This window comes from Algoriphagus chordae, assembly GCF_003254055.1.
Taxonomy (GTDB): domain Bacteria; phylum Bacteroidota; class Bacteroidia; order Cytophagales; family Cyclobacteriaceae; genus Algoriphagus; species Algoriphagus chordae.
This window is the reverse complement of the sequence record NZ_QKZT01000015.1, coordinates 1-19,392: the sequence shown is the minus strand read 5'-3', so window position 1 is coordinate 19,392 and position 19,392 is coordinate 1. Positions and strand designations below refer to the sequence as shown.

Here is a 19,392-nt window from a genome sequence, read left to right as displayed (position 1 = left end):
GTGTAAAAACTGAGCCTATTTCGTCCTAAGTCTAATTTCAATCCAAGATATTGCCATGGTTAATCAAACGATTATTAAAATGAAGCAACCAGAACTTGGTAAAAAGATCTCCGAATTGAGGAAATTAAAAGGACTTACTCAGGAGCAATTAGTAGAAATGTGCAATCTAAATGTGCGTACCATACAGCGCCTAGAAGCAGGGGAGGTGTCTCCAAGAAATCACACCGTTAAAGCTATATTTGAGGCTTTGGAAATAGACTGGGTAGAGGCAGGTAAAGCAGAGCATCAAGAAAAAATTGAGGAAGAAAAGTCTTCGGAAGTTAATTCCATTGTAAAGAAAGCTGTTCCAAATTTGATATTGCTTTACCTCGCTTTAGCCGCAGGAGTTATCAATTTGATTTTACTATTTTTTGAAAGTGGTCTGGATGTAAACCCAATGAAAGTAGATGAAGTTAATGTCTCAACTTTTTGGTGGGTTAAAGCCGGGGTAGCTCTTTTATCGACATTGTTTTTGGCTGGGATGATCAAAATGACTCATATTTTCCCAAATAGAATCTTGCGAAGAACACTTTGGGTGATGTTGATCATTAATGCAATTTTCGGTTCAGTCGAGCTTGCTTTAGGTACCGAGCTCAATTTAGTGATATTGGGTTTTTATATTATTAGATCAATTGTTTTTGGCTCCTTTTTCGTGCTTATAGGCATAGGTTTTCTATCCTATAAAAATGTTTGGTCAAATTACACTCAGATCATTGGAGTATTGGGGGTTTTGTCTGGAGTTCTAATCATGTCTGTGATAGGAGCTTATTTTGTCTCGGTTCCATTCACCTTATTTAAGCTTAGCCAACTCGGTTTTTTATTTTGGGGCATAACTAAAATCGAGAGAACTTCTTCTCCCGATTCCACTTTCAGTTCTCAAGTGACAGCTTAATTTTTTCTTTCACCGACTTCAAAATCTCAGCATTATCTGGACTTGAAGTTTCGATTTCCAAGATTTTGGGATGAAGACTAGGGGAGTAAAAATCTTCCAAAGCCAATTCCAACTCATGCTGATTGATGACTTTAGAATAGAAAAATCCATACTCAGTTGCCAAATGCTGGGCTGTGAGTTTTTGCTTAGTCTCGAAATATTCCTCTAGCTCGGGTTGATTTTTTGGTCCATCAATTAGTCTGAATATTCCTCCTGCATGGTTGTTTAGCAAGATTATCCGAAGATTAGGAATAGCGTAATTATGCCAAAAAGCATTGCGATCGTAGAAGAAAGCCATATCTCCTGTAATCAGAGTAACCACTTCCTTGGTTGTAAAAGTGCATCCTACAGCGGTGGAATTGGATCCATCGATTCCGCTTGTGCCACGGTTACAGATTATTTCTTGTTTTCTTTTTCCCAATAAATTCAAATAACGAACGGCCATGCTATTAGCTACGTGAATTTTGGAAAGTGGAGGAGTTTTGCTTAGACAAAATGCTAAGGCTGGATATTCACCAAATTCAGTCTTTTCCAACAGTTCTGAAAGTGCTGACTTTGTATTTTGTTCCAGTGCTTTCCAGCTATTCTGATAGTCTTGGTTTTGAGCTTTGAGCTCGGTAGCTAGCCAGTTCAAAAAGAAAACTGGGTGACTTGGTATCGTTCTAGAAAGTCTCTGAAAGGTGTCCTTTGCTTTCCCATCTTCTTGCACATGCCAGTGTGAGGCTTGAGTCTTACGTAGGAAAAGTTTCAAGGATTTTGATATAATCGATTTACCAAAAGAAATAATCAGTTCAGGTTCTAATTCTTGACTGAGCTCTGGATTTCCTAGCCAGTGATCGTGCAGTGAAATGGTCTGATCGGACTGTAGATTGCTAATCGTGTCAGTGATAATTACGACTTTTTTCTCCTTCGAAAGCTGGTCTACAATTGATTGAATCTCTTTGTCTGGTTTTTGCTGACCTGCAATAATCAGAATCTTGCTGAAAGATTGAAGTCGCAGACTGAGCCTTTTTAAGCTGTCCTCAGAAAGCTGAACATAAGTGTGCTCCTGATTGAAAACTCTTGGTTTTTCTGGAAACTCTATTTTTTCATCTTTCCCTGGATAGAAAGGTTCGCGAAGTGGAATGTTGATATGAACCGGCCCTGCTGGAAATTGCTTGGCAAGATTAATTGCTTCATTCACGATCCGAGAAGAATGCCAAAGCTGATCCGGATTGTTTCCCGTATCAGGCAGTTCAAAGCTCCCTTTTACGTGTTTTCCATACACATCTGGCTGGAAAATCGTCTGTCCGTCGTATTGATCAATCCACTCTGCTGGACGATCTGCAGTCAAAATCAACAAGGGTATTTGCTGGAAAAATGCCTCAGCAACTGCAGGATAGTAATTCAAAGCCGCCGAACCTGAGGTGCAAACCAAAGCTACAGGCTCTTCCAATTGCTGAGCCATGCCTAGAGCTATGAAAGCGGCTGAACGCTCGTCAGAGATAGTGCGAGTATGAACTTGGGTATGCCTGACAAAGGCCAGCGTCAGAGGTGCACAGCGAGAGCCAGGAGAGAGTATGGCATTTTGTATGCCCTTTTTGGCGCAAATCGCCACTAAATCAACAACTGATTGAAGTATCAAGCGCTTGGGTTTTGGATGAACTTACCGATGATTTCACACTTGAGCTCAGTTTCTTCCCATTCCTTGTCTGGATCAGAGTCCTCCGTCACGCCTGCTCCAGCGTAAAGTGTTGCTTCCTTGTCCTGAAGACTTGCTGTTCTCAAATTGACATAGATGGAGGTGCTTCCCTGAATATTCACAGGCCCTAGAAATCCTGAGAAAAATGAGCGGTCAAAGCCTTCAAATTCTTGCAGGAAGTTATGTGCCTCAAGTCTTGGCATTCCACAAACCGCAGATGTGGGGTGGAGGAGACCAAGCATAATAGATCCAAGTTCAGGAAATCCTGTTTCCTGCATATTGATTCGGAAATCAGAACGTAGATGCAAGAGATTTCCAGCAATCACTGTTTTCGGACCGTGTTCCTCATACTCGCGAAGACGTATTTTTTTGAAGCAGGAAACAATATACCGGCTAACTAAAGCTTGCTCTTCTATTTCTTTCTGAGTCCAAGCTACTGACTTGAGTGGGTTATCCCCTGTAGCTTTTTGCGTGCCAGCAAGAGACATAGTGGTGAAAATATCACCTTTTGTTTCGATCAAAATTTCTGGGGAAGCCCCGATCCAAGTTCCTACTTGTGGCAAATGGAAAAAGTTGATAAAAGAATTGGGATAAGCATCCATCAAGGACAAGAGGGTACAACTCAAGTTGAAATTAGAAGGAATGGAAATAGTCTTCGTGCGAGCTGGAACTACTTTTTCTACGTGATTTTGTTGAACAGCTTTTACTCCCTCTTTGACTAATTGGATAAAATGCGATCTGTCTTCACTCAGCTTGGAGGATTGAGTTTTACTGCTTAGTGTTTGATTCAGCAGCAATTCTCGGATCTCCTGTGGAGAAAGTCTTTGCTGATTGCTCAATTGAATCTTAGCCCATTCTGGAAGTTCATCACTCGCAAGAGGTTTGTCAAGCTCAAAAGAAAAGTATTTGCTAGCCTTAATGAAATAGGCTTTTTTATCCACCTGATCTGCGAAAGGATGCACGATAAAACCAGGTTCTAGATTTTCAATCGACAAATCAACCTTAACTGGGTTGGCCGTTTCGTTTAAGACTATTTCTACAGTATTAGAGTTTGGTTTTCGCCAGATGGCGAAGGATCCAGCAGAGGTCAATCCCAACTGAAGTAGGAGTTGAAGAATTTCTGTCTTGGTAAGATTCGTTGCTACCTTGGTTTGCATTATTTTTTATCTAAAATAGCCATTGTGATTCTGCTGATGCAGCAGAGTTGCCCCTGTTCATTTTTGATTTTTATTTCCCAGACTTGTGTGCTTTTCCCTAGGTGGATAGAAGACGCCGTGCCAGTCACAAGACCTGATTTAACACCTTTTAGGTGATTGGCATTGATTTCAAGTCCTACACAAATTTGTTTGCGCAGATCTATGGTCAGGGAAGCTGCTACAGATCCTAGCGTCTCCGCTAGCACTACATTCGCTCCTCCGTGCAACAAGCCCATGGGCTGAATTGTTCGCTCATCCACTGGCATGGTAGCACTGATATGATCATTTCCAATTTCTGTAAAGATAATCCCCAAATGATCGGTCAAGGTGTTTTTACTAGTTTGATTAAGCTGATCCAGTGAAGGCTTATGAGAGAATACCATGAAAAGTGAAGTAAATGAGTTTTCTTTGCGGTGCAGACAAAAATAGAGAATCTTGAATCGAAAAAAAATTTACCTAGTAAGGCACGGACAAACAGATTTTAACCTCAAAGGCGTAGTTCAAGGAAGCGGAATAGACGCTCCGATCAATGAGAATGGAAGAAAGCAGGCTGCGGCATTTTTTGAGGCTTACAAAAGCATTCCCTTTGATCAGGCATATTACACAGGGCTACAGCGCACTAAGCAGTCTATTCAATCATTTTTGGACTTGGGTATCCCTGCGGTTTCCACCACAGATCTGAATGAGATTTCTTGGGGTGATTATGAAGGTCTTCCTATGTCGCCCGAAGAAAGTAAGTATTACCAGCACATGCTAGAGCAGTGGAAGCAGGGTAATCTAGACTATTGTATTGCAGGTGGTGAAAGTCCAAATATCGTTGCTAAGCGTATGCAGCGTGGAATTGATGAGATTATTGCTGGACCTGGAGAGACTATTTTGGTGTGCATGCACGGGCGTGCGATGCGTATCTTTTTGAGTTTGATTATGAAGCAGGATTTGTGTCACATGGATATGTTTGAGCACAAAAATCTTTGCCTGTATTTACTCAATGAGAAGGAAGATGGGACTTTTGAATTAGAGAGAAGAAATGACACGGAGCACCTTAAGGCGCTGCAATAGAATTTCGCTTGTCATTTTTCTTTTTTTGCTGGCTGTCCTCAAAAGCGGATAAGTAATTTTCCAAGGACTCTTTATTGGCTGTCATGTCAATAAGCCTGAAGGCAATTTCCTGAAGCTTCACATCCTCACCTTGATCCAATGAAACGAGGAACTGTCCTAGAAAGCATGCGTCAAATTCGCATTCTGGAATGCTAATAATCATGGCAAGTTCTGAATTTCCAGAATAACTCTTGGTTTTGAAAGCAGAAGAAAATTGCGACTGAATATCCTTTAATGAAGTGTTCAGAGATTTTAATTCCTTTGATTTAAATAAGACCAAAAAAGTTTTGGATTCAGTCTCTTTAGCAAATACTGAGAGAGAGAGAAATAGGGTGAGCGTAAGAATTCCAATACTTTTCATAGCTCTCAATATAGAGATTTTAATAGGTAGCAAGCAAATTATTACCTAAAAAATAAAGCCCTGAGAAATAAATCTCAGGGCTTCAGTATTATAGAAACGAAAAGCTTACTTCGCTTTTGGTTTTGCTTTTGTTGCTCTTTTCTTTTTTGGTGCTGGCTCTTCGATGACTTCATCTACTACACCTGCAAGGATTCTTCCGCAATGCTCACACACGATTAGTTTTTTCTTCTCACGAATGTCAGCCTGTCTTTGTGGTGGTACTGTGTTGAAACATCCACCGCAAGCACCTCTTTTAACCAATACCACTGCTAGACCATTCTTGGCATTAGCTCTGATTTTGGTGTATGATTTTAAAAGTCTAGCGTCAACTTTTTTGATAGATTTTACACGATCATTGTTCAGTTTCGCTTCTTCAGATTCGCTTTCAGATACTATCGAAGTCAATTCGCTGTTTTTCTGATCCAAATCTTTTTGGCGATCTTTTCTCACTGCGCTAAGCTCTTCCAAGTCCACCTTTTTGGTGTCAATTCTATAACCAGCTTCAGTGATCTTTTTCTTGGCAACTTGAATCTCTAAATCCTGAAGTTCAAGTTCCTTGGTGATAGCATCATATTCGCGGTTATTGCGAACATTCATCTGCTGCTCCTGGTACTTTTTGATCAGTTTTTCAGAGTCCTTGATGCTTTCTTTAAGCGCCTTTATTTCGTTGTCGAAAGAATCTATTTCACTTTGAAATTTCTCCAAACGGGTCTCATATCCAGCAATTTCATCTTCTAAGTCCTGAACCTCTTCTGGAAGAGCTCCGCGAACCTTGATGATGGCGTCTAGTTTTGAATCTAAAAGTTGAAGGTTGTGAATAGCTTCGAGTTTCTGTGCTACTGTACTTTCCATGTACTATCGGTAGGATGTGGGATTTGTAACTACTTTTGTCAAATAGAGTGCAATATTAGGAAAATTTTGTGACAATAACTCCCAGAGTAATTCTTTTGTGAAAATTTCGCTCTCATAGTGTCCGATGTCACAGAGAATTAGGCTTCCGTCAGCATCGAAAAACTCATGGTATTTGACGTCAGCGGTCACAAATACGTCTGCTCCGGCTCGCTTAGCGTCTCCGAGTAAGAATATTCCTGCGCCGCCACATACGGCTACTTTTTTGATTTTTCGAGATAGTACTTGAGTATGTTTAATTACCTGCAAGTTCATTTTGGCTTTGAGATAATCTAGAAATCCCTCTCCTTCCATTTCTTGGGCTAGCATTCCTATCATTCCAGCTCCTACTTCTTGGTTTTCATTTTCAAGACTCTGCACATAATAAGCTACTTCTTCGTAGGAATGAGCTGCTCTCATTTCTTGCAGAACTTTTGGTAGGACATGGTTGGATACTAGAACCTCCACTCGTATCTCTTGCTCTTCTTGAGCTTTTCCCGATTCTCCGATTGTCGGATTTGCTTTTGCAGAAGGTGTAAAGGTGCCCATGCCTTTTACTTGAAAAGAGCAATCTGCATATTCACCAATTTTGCCAGCTCCTGCAGCATATACTGCCTGGAGTACCTTGTCCTTCTCTGGTTCTGGCACATAGAATACCAATTTGCTGAGTAATTGTCTTTTTGGCTGTAAAATTTTGCAGTCTAACAGACCCAAACGATCAGAGATCCTTCGATTTACTCCATGAGGCACATGGTCGAGATTGGTGTGAATGGCATAGATAGCGATGTCATTTTTGATGGCTTTGATGATTGTTCGCTCCACATAATTCTTGCCGGTGAGGCTTTTCAATCCTTTGAAAACAATCGGGTGATGAGCCACAATCATATTGGCACCCAGTTCAATAGCTTCTTCAACCGTAGATTCTATGCAGTCCAGCGAGCAGACGATTCCCCTTACTTCGGCAGTTCTATCTCCAGTGATCAAAGTGGCGTTGTCGTATGACTCCTGATAGGATGGAGGCGCGATTTGTTCTAGGTAGGAAATCACATCGCTAATCTTGTATCCCATATTTTTTCTGTTTATTTGATCAAAAATAGTAATTCTGGAATGCGCTGGTACGCTTTTTTACTTTATCCTTTTGCTTTAATATACGATTTGGTCACTAGACTTCGGAATTGGTTTTTCGATTTGGGTTGGCTGAAAAGTGAACCATCTCCGATCCCAAGTATCGTAGTAGGGAACTTGAGTATGGGTGGTACAGGCAAAACACCAATGGTGGAATTCTTGATTCGTAAGCTTTTGGCAGCGCAAACTGTGGCGACTTTGAGCAGAGGCTATGGGAGGAAAACCAAAGGATTTCTAGAGGCAAATCCTGGCACTTCACCCGCGGAAATAGGAGATGAGCCCTTTCAGATTTATAAGAAATTTGGCGATAAGATATCGGTGTTTGTCGGAGAGGATAGAGTAGCTGCTCTTGCCAAGATTGCTGCCAAGTCAACTGCTCCCGAGCTGATAATTTTGGACGATGCCTTCCAACATCGTTATGTAACTGGTGATTTGAAAATTCTTTTGACTACCTATCAGAGGCCGTTTTACACTGATTTTCTTGTGCCTATGGGTAGACTTAGAGAAAGCAGAACTGGCGCCAAAAGAGCTGATCTGATCGTTGTCACCAAATGCCCTGAAGAGCTGACTAGCGCAGAAAAAACTAGCATAATTAGACAAGTAGAGGCCTATAGCAGCAGCAGTACTCCTGTGTTGTTCTCAAGGATTTCCTATGAAAAACCTATTGCATTAACTGATTCAAAGGCCTTTTCACCTAAAATCATACTGTTGACGGGCTTGGCAAATGATCAGCCGCTGGTGAACTACGTACGTGGAAAATATGAGTTGCTCGAAGTACTGAGCTATCCAGATCATCATGATTACGCAGCAGTGGATTTTGATAAAGTTAGGGCAGTGGTTAAGCAACATGCTGCCAAAAATCCCGTTGTGCTAACGACCGAAAAAGATGCTGTGAAAGTAAAATCCAATGCTCCCACAGGATTTCTGGAAGAAATTCCGATTTTTGTGCTGCCTATAGTAATAAGCTTTTCACCAGAGGATGAGTTAGCTTTGGCAGAACTAATCCAACAAAAGGTCTTAAAACAGGACAATATCTAAGTGAATAAACGGTTACTCTGTTTCATATTTTTCATCAGCATAGCAAGTGTTCAGCTTGCTTTTGCGCAGCGTACTGTCCCGCCTACCCGTCAAAACTCAAATCAGCAGCAAAATAGAGAATTAGTTGATCCAACAGAGGAAGAGGGGACAGTAGGAAGAAAGTCCTTGCTGGATGATAGTACTCGGATGGTTTACGGACCAAAAACGAGTTTGTACTTCTATGAAAAAGATATCAAGAGAAATAACTTGATTCTTTATCCTCAGGATACAGCGTTGAATAACTTTCACAATTATGATCCTGTCGCAAAGAGCAACTGGAAGTACCAGGATTTGGGAGATATTGGTAGTGGTACCAAACCAATTTTCTATGAAATCCCAGATGTAATAGGGACCAGATCTGGGTTCTCAGCATATGATCTTTATTACCACGCGCCAGAAAACAACAAGTATTTTGATACCAAATCGCCTTTTACAGAAATGTCTGCCTTTTTCGGTGGAGGGCAGCGAAATATGCTGGACATTGCCTTTGCCCGAAACATCAATCCAAGATGGAATGTGGGCTTTGATTTCCATACTATTCGTGCGCGTAAAACGCTGAATCCAGTAGCTAGGGATGATAATATGGTGGTGCAAAATTCCTATTCCTTACACACCAACTATCGCTCTGAAAATGGTAAGTATTGGTTTCTAGGCAATTTTTCTAGAATGCTCCACAAGGTGAATGAAATTGGAGGTATTATTCCTCCAGACGTGGATAGTACTTCGGTATATTTTACCTACGAAGATGCAAAAGTATGGCTTAGTCATACCCAGGCTCGTGATTTGAGGCAGGAATATCGATTCTACCATGAGTATAGCATTCGGGATGAACTTCAGATTTACCATATTTTTGATCAAAAGAATAAGGACCTAACCTTCGAAGCTGATTTGACCACTTCGGATTCACTTTTCTATCCAAGCAATCGCTTTAATGATCAATTGGACACCACACGAAATTTCAGTGATTTCAAAGAGTGGGGAAATGAACTGGGTTTCAAAGGTAGTTTCAAAGGCTTCTATTATAATGCTCACGCAAAGTTTCGGGCAGGAAGGATGAAAAGTACCTTTTATCCAGAAGGAGAAAAAAACAATTTCAATGAGGTTTACCTAGGGGGAGAATTGATTGGGAAGATTTCAGAGAAATGGTCGATTTCAGCTGATGGTGAATACCTGATTCCAGGAGCATTCAGGCTTCATGGCTTATTTATTTCTCCATGGTTAGAGGTGGATTATACCAAGGCTGTTTACAAGCCGACGGCGATGCAGCAGATGTACTATGGGAATCACTACCAATGGGATAATGATTTTGATAATGTTGGCGTGGATCAGCTTCGCGGGGTTTTTAAGTTAGATTTCAAAAAAATCAAATTAAGGCCTTCCTTGACGATCAATCGCGTCAATAACTATGTGTATTTCAATGAAAAGAGGATTGCTGAACAGTCTAGTGGCGAGGCCTTTATGTTGATCCCTGGGTTGAAAGCTAATGTTCGCATTGGTCAAAAATTTCAATGGGATACGGAGGTTATTTTTACTCAAATCTCAGGAGAATCAAGTAATAATTTTAGGATTCCAAAGTTCTACGGAAACACCAAATTTTACTTTGATAGTCCGATGTTCAACGAAAATGTCTATGTACAAATGGGGGTAGATATTCGCTACCACTCGGATTATTTTGCAGAAGCGTACGTTCCTTCTACCCAGCAATTTTACCTTCAAAACACCTTCAATGTCTATGCCTATCCAGTAGTCGATGTGTTCCTTGATTTTCGGATTAATCGAACGCGTGTATTGCTGAAATACAATCATCTAAATAGTGGTTTGATGAAGGAAGAAGGATATTTTGTCACACCTGATTACACAGGTTACAAGTCATTTATCGATCTTGGGATCACTTGGTTTTTATTCGATTGATGATGAGTTGGGAGGAAAGTACCAGACAGAAGATGCTGCATTTGAAGTTGCCGACAGATCCAAGATGGGTTGGGATTGCAGAAATGCAACTAGCCGATGTGCTGACAGATCATGCGTACTGTGAGCAAAAGGCAGCTTCCTCTTGCATCTCTTTGATTCTGCGATTCAATGACTTGGATGATTTGGTAGATACACTTACGCCGATCGTAGCAGAGGAATGGGGGCATTTTGAGCGAGTGCTGGAGCAAATCCGAAAAAGGGAGTTGAAATTTGGCTTTCCTAGAAAGGATGAATACGTTATTCAGCTTATCAGTTTTGTGAAAAAAGGAGGTAGTAGAATGCAACAACTCACTGAGCAACTGCTGATGAATGCATTGATAGAAGCCAGGAGTTGTGAGCGGTTCAAGTTGCTTTCTACTCATCTAGAGGATCCAGAACTGAAAAATTTCTACTATGAACTGATGGTTTCTGAGGCAGGGCATTACGTCACTTTCATTGAGCTGGCGAGAAAATATCAAGATCCAAAAAAAGTGAATGAAAGATGGCAGGAATGGTTGGAATTTGAAGCTGAAGTGATGGAGAGCCTTGAAGTTCGAGGTGACAGAATGCATTAAGCAGATCTTAAATTATCTAGTCGAAATAGTCATTTACAGCGTATTTATTTATACTTGACATATCTAGGCGTATTTACGCTATAAAGTAGTTCTAATATGAACATAATATGAATTTGATCGAAAATGTACGGGAAGCTGTACGCTCCATAAAAGTGAATTTATTAAGGACTGTCTTGACGGGTGCCATCATTGCTATTGGTATTTCCTCCTTGGTAGGAATGTTGACTGCCATTGACGGTATCAAGGCCCAGATTGCAGATAGTTTTTCCGGTTTGGGGGCCAATTCATTTGATATCCGAAATAAGGGGTTTAGTGGAGGCCGAGCCATTCAAGATGGTAAAACCGAGAAAACTTATCCTAAGCTTACTTTTCGAGAAGTGATGAGTTTCAAAGAGAAATACAATAGTGTTGGTATATCAACAGTGTTTGTTTCTGTAACTGGAGCCGCTGAGATTAAAAGAGGTTCTAAAACGACTAACCCAAACGTACGCGTGCGAGGTGGTGATGATAACTATTTGAACATCAAAGCCATGAAGTTGGAGTCAGGGAGGAATTTCAGTAGCATGGAGATTCAGAACGGGTATAATGTCTGTATCATCGGTAAAGAATTAGGGACAACACTATTTGAGTCAAATGAAGATCCTTTGAATCAAAAAATTACCGTTTTAGGTCGTCCTTACACCATTGTTGGTATTCTTGAAGAACAAGGCGGCGTAGGGCAAGATTCGGGAGCTGATCGGCAGATTTTGCTTCCAATAGAAAATGCCAGTCGTCTAGATAGAAGAGGGAATTTCAATTATAACGTAACGGGAGTAGCCTCTGGTCCTGAGCGGATAGATTATGAAATGGGCCAAGCAATAGGGATGATGAGAGAAATTCGCCAAGACCGAGTAGCCCAAGAAGATTCATTTGATTTGACCAAAAGTGAGTCCGTAGCCGAGAGTTTGGAAGAGGTAGCGGGATATCTTAGAATGGGTGGATTCGGAATAGGTTTTATCACCTTACTAGGTGCTTCCATTGGATTGATGAATATCATGCTAGTATCCGTGACTGAGCGAACTCGAGAGATTGGGATTAGAAAGGCATTAGGAGCTACTCCACTTAGAATCAGACAGCAATTCCTTCTTGAAGCAATCATGATATGTATATTGGGAGGAGCCATGGGAGTACTTCTGGGGATTTCAATTGGAAATATTATTGCGCTGGTAATTGGCGTAGGAGGATTCTTAATTCCTTGGTTGTGGATGCTGATAGCCTTTGTGATTTGTATTGTGGTAGGCTTGATGTCAGGATATTTTCCTGCTTTCAAAGCTTCAAGATTGGATCCTATAGAATCCTTGAGATACGAGTGATATCAGTTTAGCAACAATCAAAAGAGGCCTCAAATCATGAATTTGAGGCCTCTTTTGGTTTTGAGGTAGATTGTTTTAGTTAGAATCTTTATCGTTTTTCGACTCCAACAGCGCTACTTGCTTTTCCATTAGCTCAGTTATTTTACTAAGTAATTCAATATTCTTGGGTGTGGTCACTGTCTCATTTTTTGGGTCCTCCGCTTTCTTCCGTATGGAGTTCATCAGTTTTACCACTAGAAATACAGTGAATCCTATTATCAGAAAGTCAACACTGGCTTCTAATAGTTTACCGTAACCAATTGCTATTTCTTCTGGATGCGAAACCCCCTCTACTGTCACTGCCTCTCGCAATATGATCTTCTTATTTTCCCAGTTAATTCCGTTGGTAAGGAATGATAGTGGAGGTAGAAAAACCTCTTTAACTAGCACGTCTACCACTTTGTTGAATGCTGCGCCTATGATCACACCTATCGCGATGTCAATCATATTTCCTTTCACGGCAAATTCCTTGAATTCCTGAATCAATTTAATTTTCATATCTGACTTTTTTTGAAAGACTTAAAGTGAACTGTAGTCAATTGCATTGCCAAACCAGATGAGTCTCCTCAATGAGGCTCATATATTTCGGCATTTTTTATGATTTAAAATAAGGGGAAAACTTGAATAGATAATCAAGGAGAATTGATAAAAACAGTTTTCAAAATCTTTAAAAACATCATTGTATAACCATAAACCCTAGAAATCATGACAAAGGACCATGGGCCAAGCATCAAAAACGATGAGAAATATGAGGCCTTACGAAATGAAGGTATGAGTAAAACCAAGGCTGCCCGAATTGCAAATACTCCCAATTCGGGTAAAAAAGGTGGCAAAGCTAAGGACTACGAAGACAGATCGAAGCAGGAACTCTACGATAAAGCCAAAGAAGTAGGCATCGAGGGTAGAAGCAAAATGACTAAGAAGGAATTGATTCATGCATTAAGAAATTCCTAATCAAAATCCCAAACCAACTAAAACACTACTAACATGAAAAAGCCAAGTGAATTTAAAGATCAAAAGCAATCTCTACCGGGACAACAAAGTAAAATGAAGCCTGAACCTGAAGTGATAAGAAAGGGATATAAAGGCAGCGGAAAATTGAAAAACAAAGTCGCCCTAATCTCTGGCGGAGACAGTGGAATTGGGAAAAGTGTGGCCGTCCACTTCGCCAGAGAAGGAGCGGATGTGGCGATCATTTATCTCAGCGAGGTGAAGGATGCGAAGGACACCAAGGAATTGGTAGAAAAGGAAGGAAGGAAATGCCTTTTGATCGAAGGGGATCTTAAGTCTGAGAGCTTTTGTAAGAAGGCGCTAAACCAGTGCGTGAAGGAACTTGGAGGAATAAATATATTGGTGAATAATGCGGCAGTGCAGTTCCCGAAAAACGAGTTGACTTCAATTACAGCAAAGCAACTTCAGACAACTTTCGAGACAAATATTTTCTCATTCTTCCACCTTGCCAAAATGGCGATTCCACATTTTAAAGCGGGGGATACGATAATCAATACTAGCTCGGTAACGACTTATAGGGGAAGTGAGCATTTGGTGGACTACGCCAGTACCAAAGGTGCCATTGTGGGCTTTACCCGCTCACTGGCTTTAATGCTTGCTAAGGATAAAATCCGCGTAAATGGTGTAGCTCCGGGCCCGATTTGGACTCCATTGATTCCTGCGACGTTTGACGACGTCACCAAATTTGGTCAGGACACCGCATTAGGAAGAGCTGGTCAACCAAGTGAAGTCGCACCTGCCTACGTATTCTTGGCGAGCGATGATAGTTCCTATATCACAGGGCAATTTATCCACGTCAATGGGGGAGAAATAGTAGGAGGGTAATTTAGTTGAAGGTTTGAGAAGTATAATTCCCAAGTACATTTTGAGGTCAATACTCCTCAGAATGATGAGGATAAGTGACCATGTTCAATTTCGATCCGGCAAAAGTAAATCTCAACCCGCTAGCTAAAACGCCTTTCTCAATCAATTGGAGGGGTATTACCAGATGCTTGTCCCACTGGAATAATAGTTGGTTTTATCAAATGAAACAATTTGCCACCATTGTTTCGATTTGACCAACCAACTATGAAAAAGATTTCATCCATTATTTTTCTAGCTACCTTTTCTTTGGGATTTCCCTTTGAAACTTTAGCTGAAAATAATCCGCCAAACTATCTCCAGGATATTGTTCCAGTCAGAGATACTATTCCTACACCGTCTTCAGAGCAGGAGCGATCCGCCGTTTCTGGAACAATAAAAGATGGTAATGGAAATCCTTTGCCAGGTGCAACTGTGCAGATCAAAGGATCCACCACCGGAACTATTTCCGATGATTCGGGAAAATACACGATCGATATACCAGCAGACAAACAAGATGTCGTGCTGGTATTTTCATTTCTGGGCTTCCAAACAAAAGAAGTACAACTCGGAAATCAGACCACAATAGATGTGGAGCTGGTCACCGATGAGCAAGAACTGGATGAAGTAGTAGTAATAGGTTACGGTACCGCTAGAAGAGCAGATCTTACAGGCTCAGTTGCTCAGGTAAATTCGGATGAATTGAATGCTTTTCCCACATCCAATGTGATTCAATCATTGAATGGACGAGCGCCAGGTGTGCAAGTAATTCAGAATAATGGTGCGCCGGGAGGCGGTGTTTCTGTGAGAATCCGCGGTGCAAATTCAATCCAAGGGGACAATGATCCATTGTATGTGATTGATGGTTTTCCATACTCAGGAAATCCTACCAACCTGAATAACTCAGATATAGCAAGTATAGAAATATTAAAGGATGCTTCTGCTACCGCTATATATGGTTCCAGAGGTGCAAACGGCGTGGTTCTGATCACAACCAAAAATGGAAGTGGAGCAGGAACTGTAGTTGAGTTCGATGCAGCGTACAGTATGCAGACCCTACGAAAAAAGCTTGATCTCATGAATGGAAGTCAGTATGCAGAATTGATGAACATTCAGGCTATAAATGATGGACTTGAGCCCTATTTCACAGATGCGGAAGTAAGTGGTTTTGGAGATGGAACGGATTGGCAGGATGTGATTTTTCAGCAAGCTCCCATCAAAAACACTTCTCTAAGCATTTCAGGTGGAGGGGATAATACACAGTTTTTGGTAGGAGGAAGTATGTACCAACAAGAAGGTATCATCAAAGGATCTGATTATGACCGTTATTCGATTCGATCCAATGTCAATCACAAGATCAGTGATAAATTCAAGGTGGATTTCAATAGCACATTAAGTAAGCTAGTGACAGCGAGAAGAGATAGTGAAGGCGGAGCAAGAGGAGCAAGTATGATTGGAGCCGCATTAGTTGCTTCACCACTTTCAGATCCATATACAGCAGATGGTACCATCAATAATCTTGCAGATGATTTCCCTTTCGTTTCTCCAGATCTGGTGAATCCTCTTTACTTCATCAATGAGCAATCGACAGTAATTACTGCAAATGTGATTCTTGCCAATGCGGCGATAAGCTATAATCCTGTTCCGGAGATTACGATCAAAATATCTGGTGGTATAGAGAATCGGGACGATAGAACAGATAGTTACAGAAGTCGGGATTTCATCAATAGCAATGGAAATGCAAGTGTGAGCACAAGCCAGTATGTAAGTCGACTAAATGAGAATACAATTACTTATGCAGATACTTTCAATGAGAAACATGATTTGAATGTGTTGGCAGGCTTTACTTACCAAGATTTCACCACCAAGTATTTGGCGGGAAGCGGAGCAGGATTCTTAAGTGACTTATATGAAACTGATAATCTGGGAGCTGCAGAGACGCCGGGTATTCCAACTTCAGGATTTTCGAATTCAGTACTGCTTTCCTATTTGGGAAGGGTGAATTATGGGTTTGATAGCAAATATCTATTTACGGCCTCCTTCCGTGCTGATGGATCATCAAGATATAGCGAAGGAAATAAGTGGGGATATTTTCCTTCTGGAGCCATCGCTTGGAAGGTATCAGAAGAGGAGTTTATGAAGACTCAAGAAGCAATCTCAACCTTGAAAATCCGTACTAGCTGGGGGTTAACGGGCTCGCAGGCAATTAGTCCTTACGCCACACTAAATAGGCTATTTCCTGGTTACACCATATTTGGAGATGAGTTGTACAATTTCCTTGCTCCTGGATCTACCCTTCCTGGAGATTTGAAATGGGAAACTACTGAGCAGTTTGATTTAGGATTGGATCTAGGTCTATGGCAAGATCGCATCGTAGTAGGTGCTGATTATTATGCAAAGACTACCGATGATTTGTTAAGCACTGTTCGGCTTCCAAGTTCTTTTGGATACACCACTACGATAGCTAATGTGGGTTCTATAGAAAATAAGGGGGTGGAGCTAAGTCTTTTTGCTCAACTATTCTCAAATGAATTCCGCTGGAGTCTGGATGGAAATATCTCCTTCAATCGCAACAAAGTTCTCAGCCTAAATGATGGGCAGCCCATTTTGACCAATTTCATAAATGTGATTACCGTTTCGGATAACTTCTCAATTATGGAAGAAGGAAAGCCTTTGGGGCAGTTTTGGGGATATCAGGAAGATGGGTACACAGAAACAGGCGCTATTAAATACGTGGATAGAAATAATGATGGAGAAATCTCCGAGGAGGACAAAACCTACATAGGTAATCCAAACCCTGACTTTTTCTATGGATTCAATTCCAATATGAGCTTCAAAGGCTTTCAACTTGATCTTTTCTTTCAGGGTAGTCATGGAAATGATATTATAAATGTCAGTGCAATTTCCAGTACAATGGATTACGGGCAGGGATTGAACATGCCGGAGGAAGTACTTCTGGATCACTGGTCTCCTCAAAATACAGATGCTAAGTTTCCAAAAATCAGTAGAAATTCCTCCGCTCGTGTATCGGATAGATTTGTAGAAGATGGCTCGTATTTACGGTTGAAAAACGTGCTTTTGGCTTATAATTTCCCCCTGAAAAACTCAAGTGGGAAATTCCTCCAAAGCCTACGGATCTACGCAAGTGGACAGAACTTATTGACTTTCACGGATTACTCTTGGTGGGATCCTGAGGTGAATAGTAAAGGCAGTGATAATAGATTGGGAATAGATCACTTCAGTTATCCGATTCCCAAATCTTACACTATTGGTCTCAACGCTACTTTTTAAACATCAACTCAAAAGCCATGAAAACATTAATAAAACATAGAATATTGAACTCAAAATCACTCCTAATTGGGTTGCTAGCTTTAGGAGGTTTTGCAAGTTCCTGCAACGATTTGCTAGAAGAAGAACCCAAGACAATCGTATCGGAGAACTTCTATCAAAGCGTATCTGATTTCGATGCAGCGACTAATGCGATTTATTTTCCATTGCGAATGGTAAGATCGGAGCAGATTGCAGTACTCAGCGCACATACAGACTGGGGATATGGACGCGGAAGCCGCGCCCAATACAATGATTTCGATGGGTTTAATCCTACCAATATCAATGCGGCGGCGGCTCGATGGAACAGTTTCTATCAAGGAATTCGTAATGCAAATATTGTCATTCAGAAAGCTCCGCTAAGTGAAGAATTGACAGAAGATGAAGTAAATCAATTCACAGCAGAAGCCAAATTCCTAAGAGCGCTTACTTACTTCGACTTGGTGAGAAATTGGGCTGGAGTTCCACTTCGTACTGATCAAAACATTGATGAGAAAGATGTACCAAAAAGCAGCCCTGAAGAAGTGTACGATTTAATTTTGGCTGATCTTACAGATGCTGAAATGCACCTTCCTACGGCTGCAGCTGAGCCAGGAAGACCTACTCAATGGGCCGCTAAGACACTTTTGGCTGATGTTTATCTGCAGTTAGAAGATTACGAAATGGCTAAAATGAAAGCTCAAGAAGTACTGGATGCAGCGGTATTTCAATTAGTTGAAATAGACACTGTGGTGGATATACGTGAAAAAATATTCGGAGCTACTTTGATCACTTCCAGCGAGGAGATTTTCTCCTTCAAATTTGCCAGACAATCAGGCCAGGGGAGTGGACTACCTTGGATTCTCAATCATCCTAGCACTGGGCTTTATAATTATGGTGGAGCCTATGCTCATTACGGAGACGCAAGTAATCCATTTTATAAAGAATGGGAGGACGGAGACATAAGAAAGGATTTATGGCAATTTGTGGACTTTGGCTTAGGGGATTCCACGATCGTAAATGGGAAATATGCAGAGCCTCAAGCAGTGGATAATTCGGGCGCAGGAAATGATATTCCTGTTTATCGTTATTCAGAATTGCTCTTAATTTTTGCAGAAGCTTCGGCAAGGGTAGATGGGGTGACTGAGGGCAATCTGGAAGCAGTCAATCAGGTTCATCGAAGAGCCTTTGGCTTAGATCCTATGGTAGAATCAGAAATGGATTTTCAAATGGCTGACTTGACTTTAGACGAATTCCTTGATCTTATACTTCAGGAAAAAGCCTACGAAACACAGTTTGAAGGCAAGCGCTGGTTGGATCTGAAAAGGACCGGAAGAGCTGAGGAATTTGTGATGAAAAATAAAGGGATATCTATTTCCGAGAAGCATTACCTATGGCCGATTCCTTTGGAAGAATTGAATTTCAATGAGGCCATGGACCAAAGTGATCAGAATCCTGGATATTAAAATTACTTGAGTTACTAACAATAATGGGACAAATTACTATGCCCCATTTTTGTTGTTATGTTTTATGAATGGGAGTGTTAGCTAAACTCTGTCCTTCCCTTCCCTTGGGGTACCCCAAGGGAAGGGAACTAATTTATTAATTTATATCCAACTTTAGCCTTCCTTCAAACTTAATGGCTAATTGTTGGACAGTCAAGCCCCAATTGTGTAAAGGGGAACTCCATTTTTTCTCGATCCTTCTTGTCGCCAGATAGACGAGTTTCAACAATGCCATATCACTGGTAAATGCGCCTTTGGTTTTGGTGACCTTTCTAACCTGCCTGTGATACCCTTCGACTGCATTAGTGGTATAGATCATCTTGCGGATGCTTTTGGTATAAGCAAAATAGGCGCTAAGTCGTTCCCAGTTACTGTTCCA

The 19,392-nt window shown here is 41.0% G+C and carries 18 protein-coding genes; 10 read left to right on the top strand and 8 right to left on the bottom strand.

The annotated features are described in order from the left end of the window. The first annotated feature begins 79 nt into the window (after window positions 1-79). Entirely contained in the window at window positions 80-931 is an 852-nt protein-coding gene (locus tag LV85_RS15545; protein ID WP_158531192.1) for a helix-turn-helix domain-containing protein, read from the top strand. Here LV85_RS15545 and menD read toward each other — a convergent pair. From menD to LV85_RS15530, 3 genes are read right to left on the bottom strand one after another with little or no spacing between them, the layout of a single operon-like run. Further along, window positions 909-2,594 (bottom strand): 2-succinyl-5-enolpyruvyl-6-hydroxy-3-cyclohexene-1-carboxylic-acid synthase, encoded by a 1,686-nt coding sequence (gene menD, locus LV85_RS15540; protein WP_111321075.1) that lies wholly within the window; start codon window positions 2,592-2,594, stop codon window positions 909-911. The genes LV85_RS15545 and menD overlap by 23 nt on opposite strands. Next, window positions 2,591-3,808 (bottom strand): chorismate-binding protein, encoded by a 1,218-nt coding sequence (locus tag LV85_RS15535; protein ID WP_111321073.1) that lies wholly within the window; start codon window positions 3,806-3,808, stop codon window positions 2,591-2,593. The genes menD and LV85_RS15535 overlap by 4 nt, the downstream gene beginning before the upstream one ends. After that, entirely contained in the window at window positions 3,808-4,230 is a 423-nt protein-coding gene (locus LV85_RS15530) for a hotdog fold thioesterase (protein ID WP_111321071.1), read from the bottom strand. The genes LV85_RS15535 and LV85_RS15530 overlap by 1 nt, the downstream gene beginning before the upstream one ends. A 52-nt stretch (window positions 4,231-4,282) precedes the next feature. On the opposite strand from LV85_RS15530, the gene LV85_RS15525 reads away from it, so the two are divergent. After that, window positions 4,283-4,906, top strand: a complete 624-nt coding sequence (locus tag LV85_RS15525; protein WP_111321069.1) for a histidine phosphatase family protein — start codon at window positions 4,283-4,285, stop codon at window positions 4,904-4,906. Here LV85_RS15525 and LV85_RS15520 read toward each other — a convergent pair. The 3 genes from LV85_RS15520 to LV85_RS15510 all read right to left on the bottom strand — a co-directional run bounded on the left by LV85_RS15520 (window position 4,890) and on the right by LV85_RS15510 (window position 7,301). After that, the gene (locus tag LV85_RS15520) at window positions 4,890-5,306 is read right to left on the bottom strand and encodes a hypothetical protein (protein ID WP_111321067.1); all 417 of its coding nucleotides are present in this window, start codon (window positions 5,304-5,306) and stop codon (window positions 4,890-4,892) included. The two genes, LV85_RS15525 and LV85_RS15520, sit on opposite strands and share 17 nt — an antisense overlap. A 105-nt stretch (window positions 5,307-5,411) precedes the next feature. Next, window positions 5,412-6,197, bottom strand: a complete 786-nt coding sequence (locus tag LV85_RS15515; protein ID WP_111321065.1) for a zinc ribbon domain-containing protein — start codon at window positions 6,195-6,197, stop codon at window positions 5,412-5,414. Window positions 6,198-6,200: 3 nt separating this feature from the next. Further along, a complete protein-coding gene (locus LV85_RS15510; protein ID WP_111321063.1) occupies window positions 6,201-7,301 on the bottom strand; it encodes a Nif3-like dinuclear metal center hexameric protein in 1,101 nt (366 codons plus the stop codon). A 39-nt stretch (window positions 7,302-7,340) separates the two neighbouring features. On the opposite strand from LV85_RS15510, the gene lpxK reads away from it, so the two are divergent. The 4 genes from lpxK (at window position 7,341) to LV85_RS15490 (ending at window position 12,312) form a co-directional block, all read left to right on the top strand. Then, entirely contained in the window at window positions 7,341-8,396 is a 1,056-nt protein-coding gene (gene lpxK / locus LV85_RS15505) for a tetraacyldisaccharide 4'-kinase (RefSeq protein ID WP_111321061.1), read from the top strand. Further along, window positions 8,397-10,346 carry a putative porin gene (locus tag LV85_RS15500; RefSeq protein WP_111321059.1) on the top strand — a complete coding sequence of 650 codons (1,950 nt, stop codon included), beginning with the start codon at window positions 8,397-8,399 and terminating at the stop codon, window positions 10,344-10,346. Window positions 10,347-10,348: 2 nt separating this feature from the next. Beyond that, the gene (gene miaE / locus LV85_RS15495; RefSeq protein WP_211318420.1) at window positions 10,349-10,960 is read left to right on the top strand and encodes a tRNA-(ms[2]io[6]A)-hydroxylase; all 612 of its coding nucleotides are present in this window, start codon (window positions 10,349-10,351) and stop codon (window positions 10,958-10,960) included. A gap of 107 nt (window positions 10,961-11,067) precedes the next feature. After that, complete coding sequence (locus LV85_RS15490) at window positions 11,068-12,312, top strand: ABC transporter permease (RefSeq protein WP_111321057.1); 1,245 nt, start codon at window positions 11,068-11,070, stop codon at window positions 12,310-12,312. Between the two features lie 75 nt (window positions 12,313-12,387). On the opposite strand, the gene mscL is transcribed toward LV85_RS15490, so the two are convergent. Continuing rightward, a complete protein-coding gene (mscL, locus tag LV85_RS15485; RefSeq protein WP_111321055.1) occupies window positions 12,388-12,849 on the bottom strand; it encodes a large conductance mechanosensitive channel protein MscL in 462 nt (153 codons plus the stop codon). Window positions 12,850-13,056: 207 nt separating this feature from the next. Between mscL and LV85_RS15480 the strand changes: the two genes are divergently transcribed. The 4 genes from LV85_RS15480 (at window position 13,057) to LV85_RS15465 (ending at window position 18,974) form a co-directional block, all read left to right on the top strand. After that, complete coding sequence (locus tag LV85_RS15480) at window positions 13,057-13,305, top strand: DUF7218 family protein (protein WP_111321053.1); 249 nt, start codon at window positions 13,057-13,059, stop codon at window positions 13,303-13,305. Window positions 13,306-13,338: 33 nt separating this feature from the next. Continuing rightward, entirely contained in the window at window positions 13,339-14,187 is an 849-nt protein-coding gene (locus LV85_RS15475; protein WP_111321051.1) for an SDR family oxidoreductase, read from the top strand. A gap of 243 nt (window positions 14,188-14,430) precedes the next feature. Further along, on the top strand, window positions 14,431-17,493 hold the full coding sequence (locus LV85_RS15470; RefSeq protein WP_111321049.1) for a SusC/RagA family TonB-linked outer membrane protein: 3,063 nt from the start codon (window positions 14,431-14,433) through the stop codon (window positions 17,491-17,493). A gap of 17 nt (window positions 17,494-17,510) precedes the next feature. Then, the gene (locus LV85_RS15465; protein WP_111321047.1) at window positions 17,511-18,974 is read left to right on the top strand and encodes a RagB/SusD family nutrient uptake outer membrane protein; all 1,464 of its coding nucleotides are present in this window, start codon (window positions 17,511-17,513) and stop codon (window positions 18,972-18,974) included. Window positions 18,975-19,110: 136 nt separating this feature from the next. On the opposite strand, the gene LV85_RS15460 is transcribed toward LV85_RS15465, so the two are convergent. Then, window positions 19,111-19,392: transposase (locus LV85_RS15460; protein WP_146260487.1), on the bottom strand; the 282-nt coding region annotated here is incomplete at its 5' end.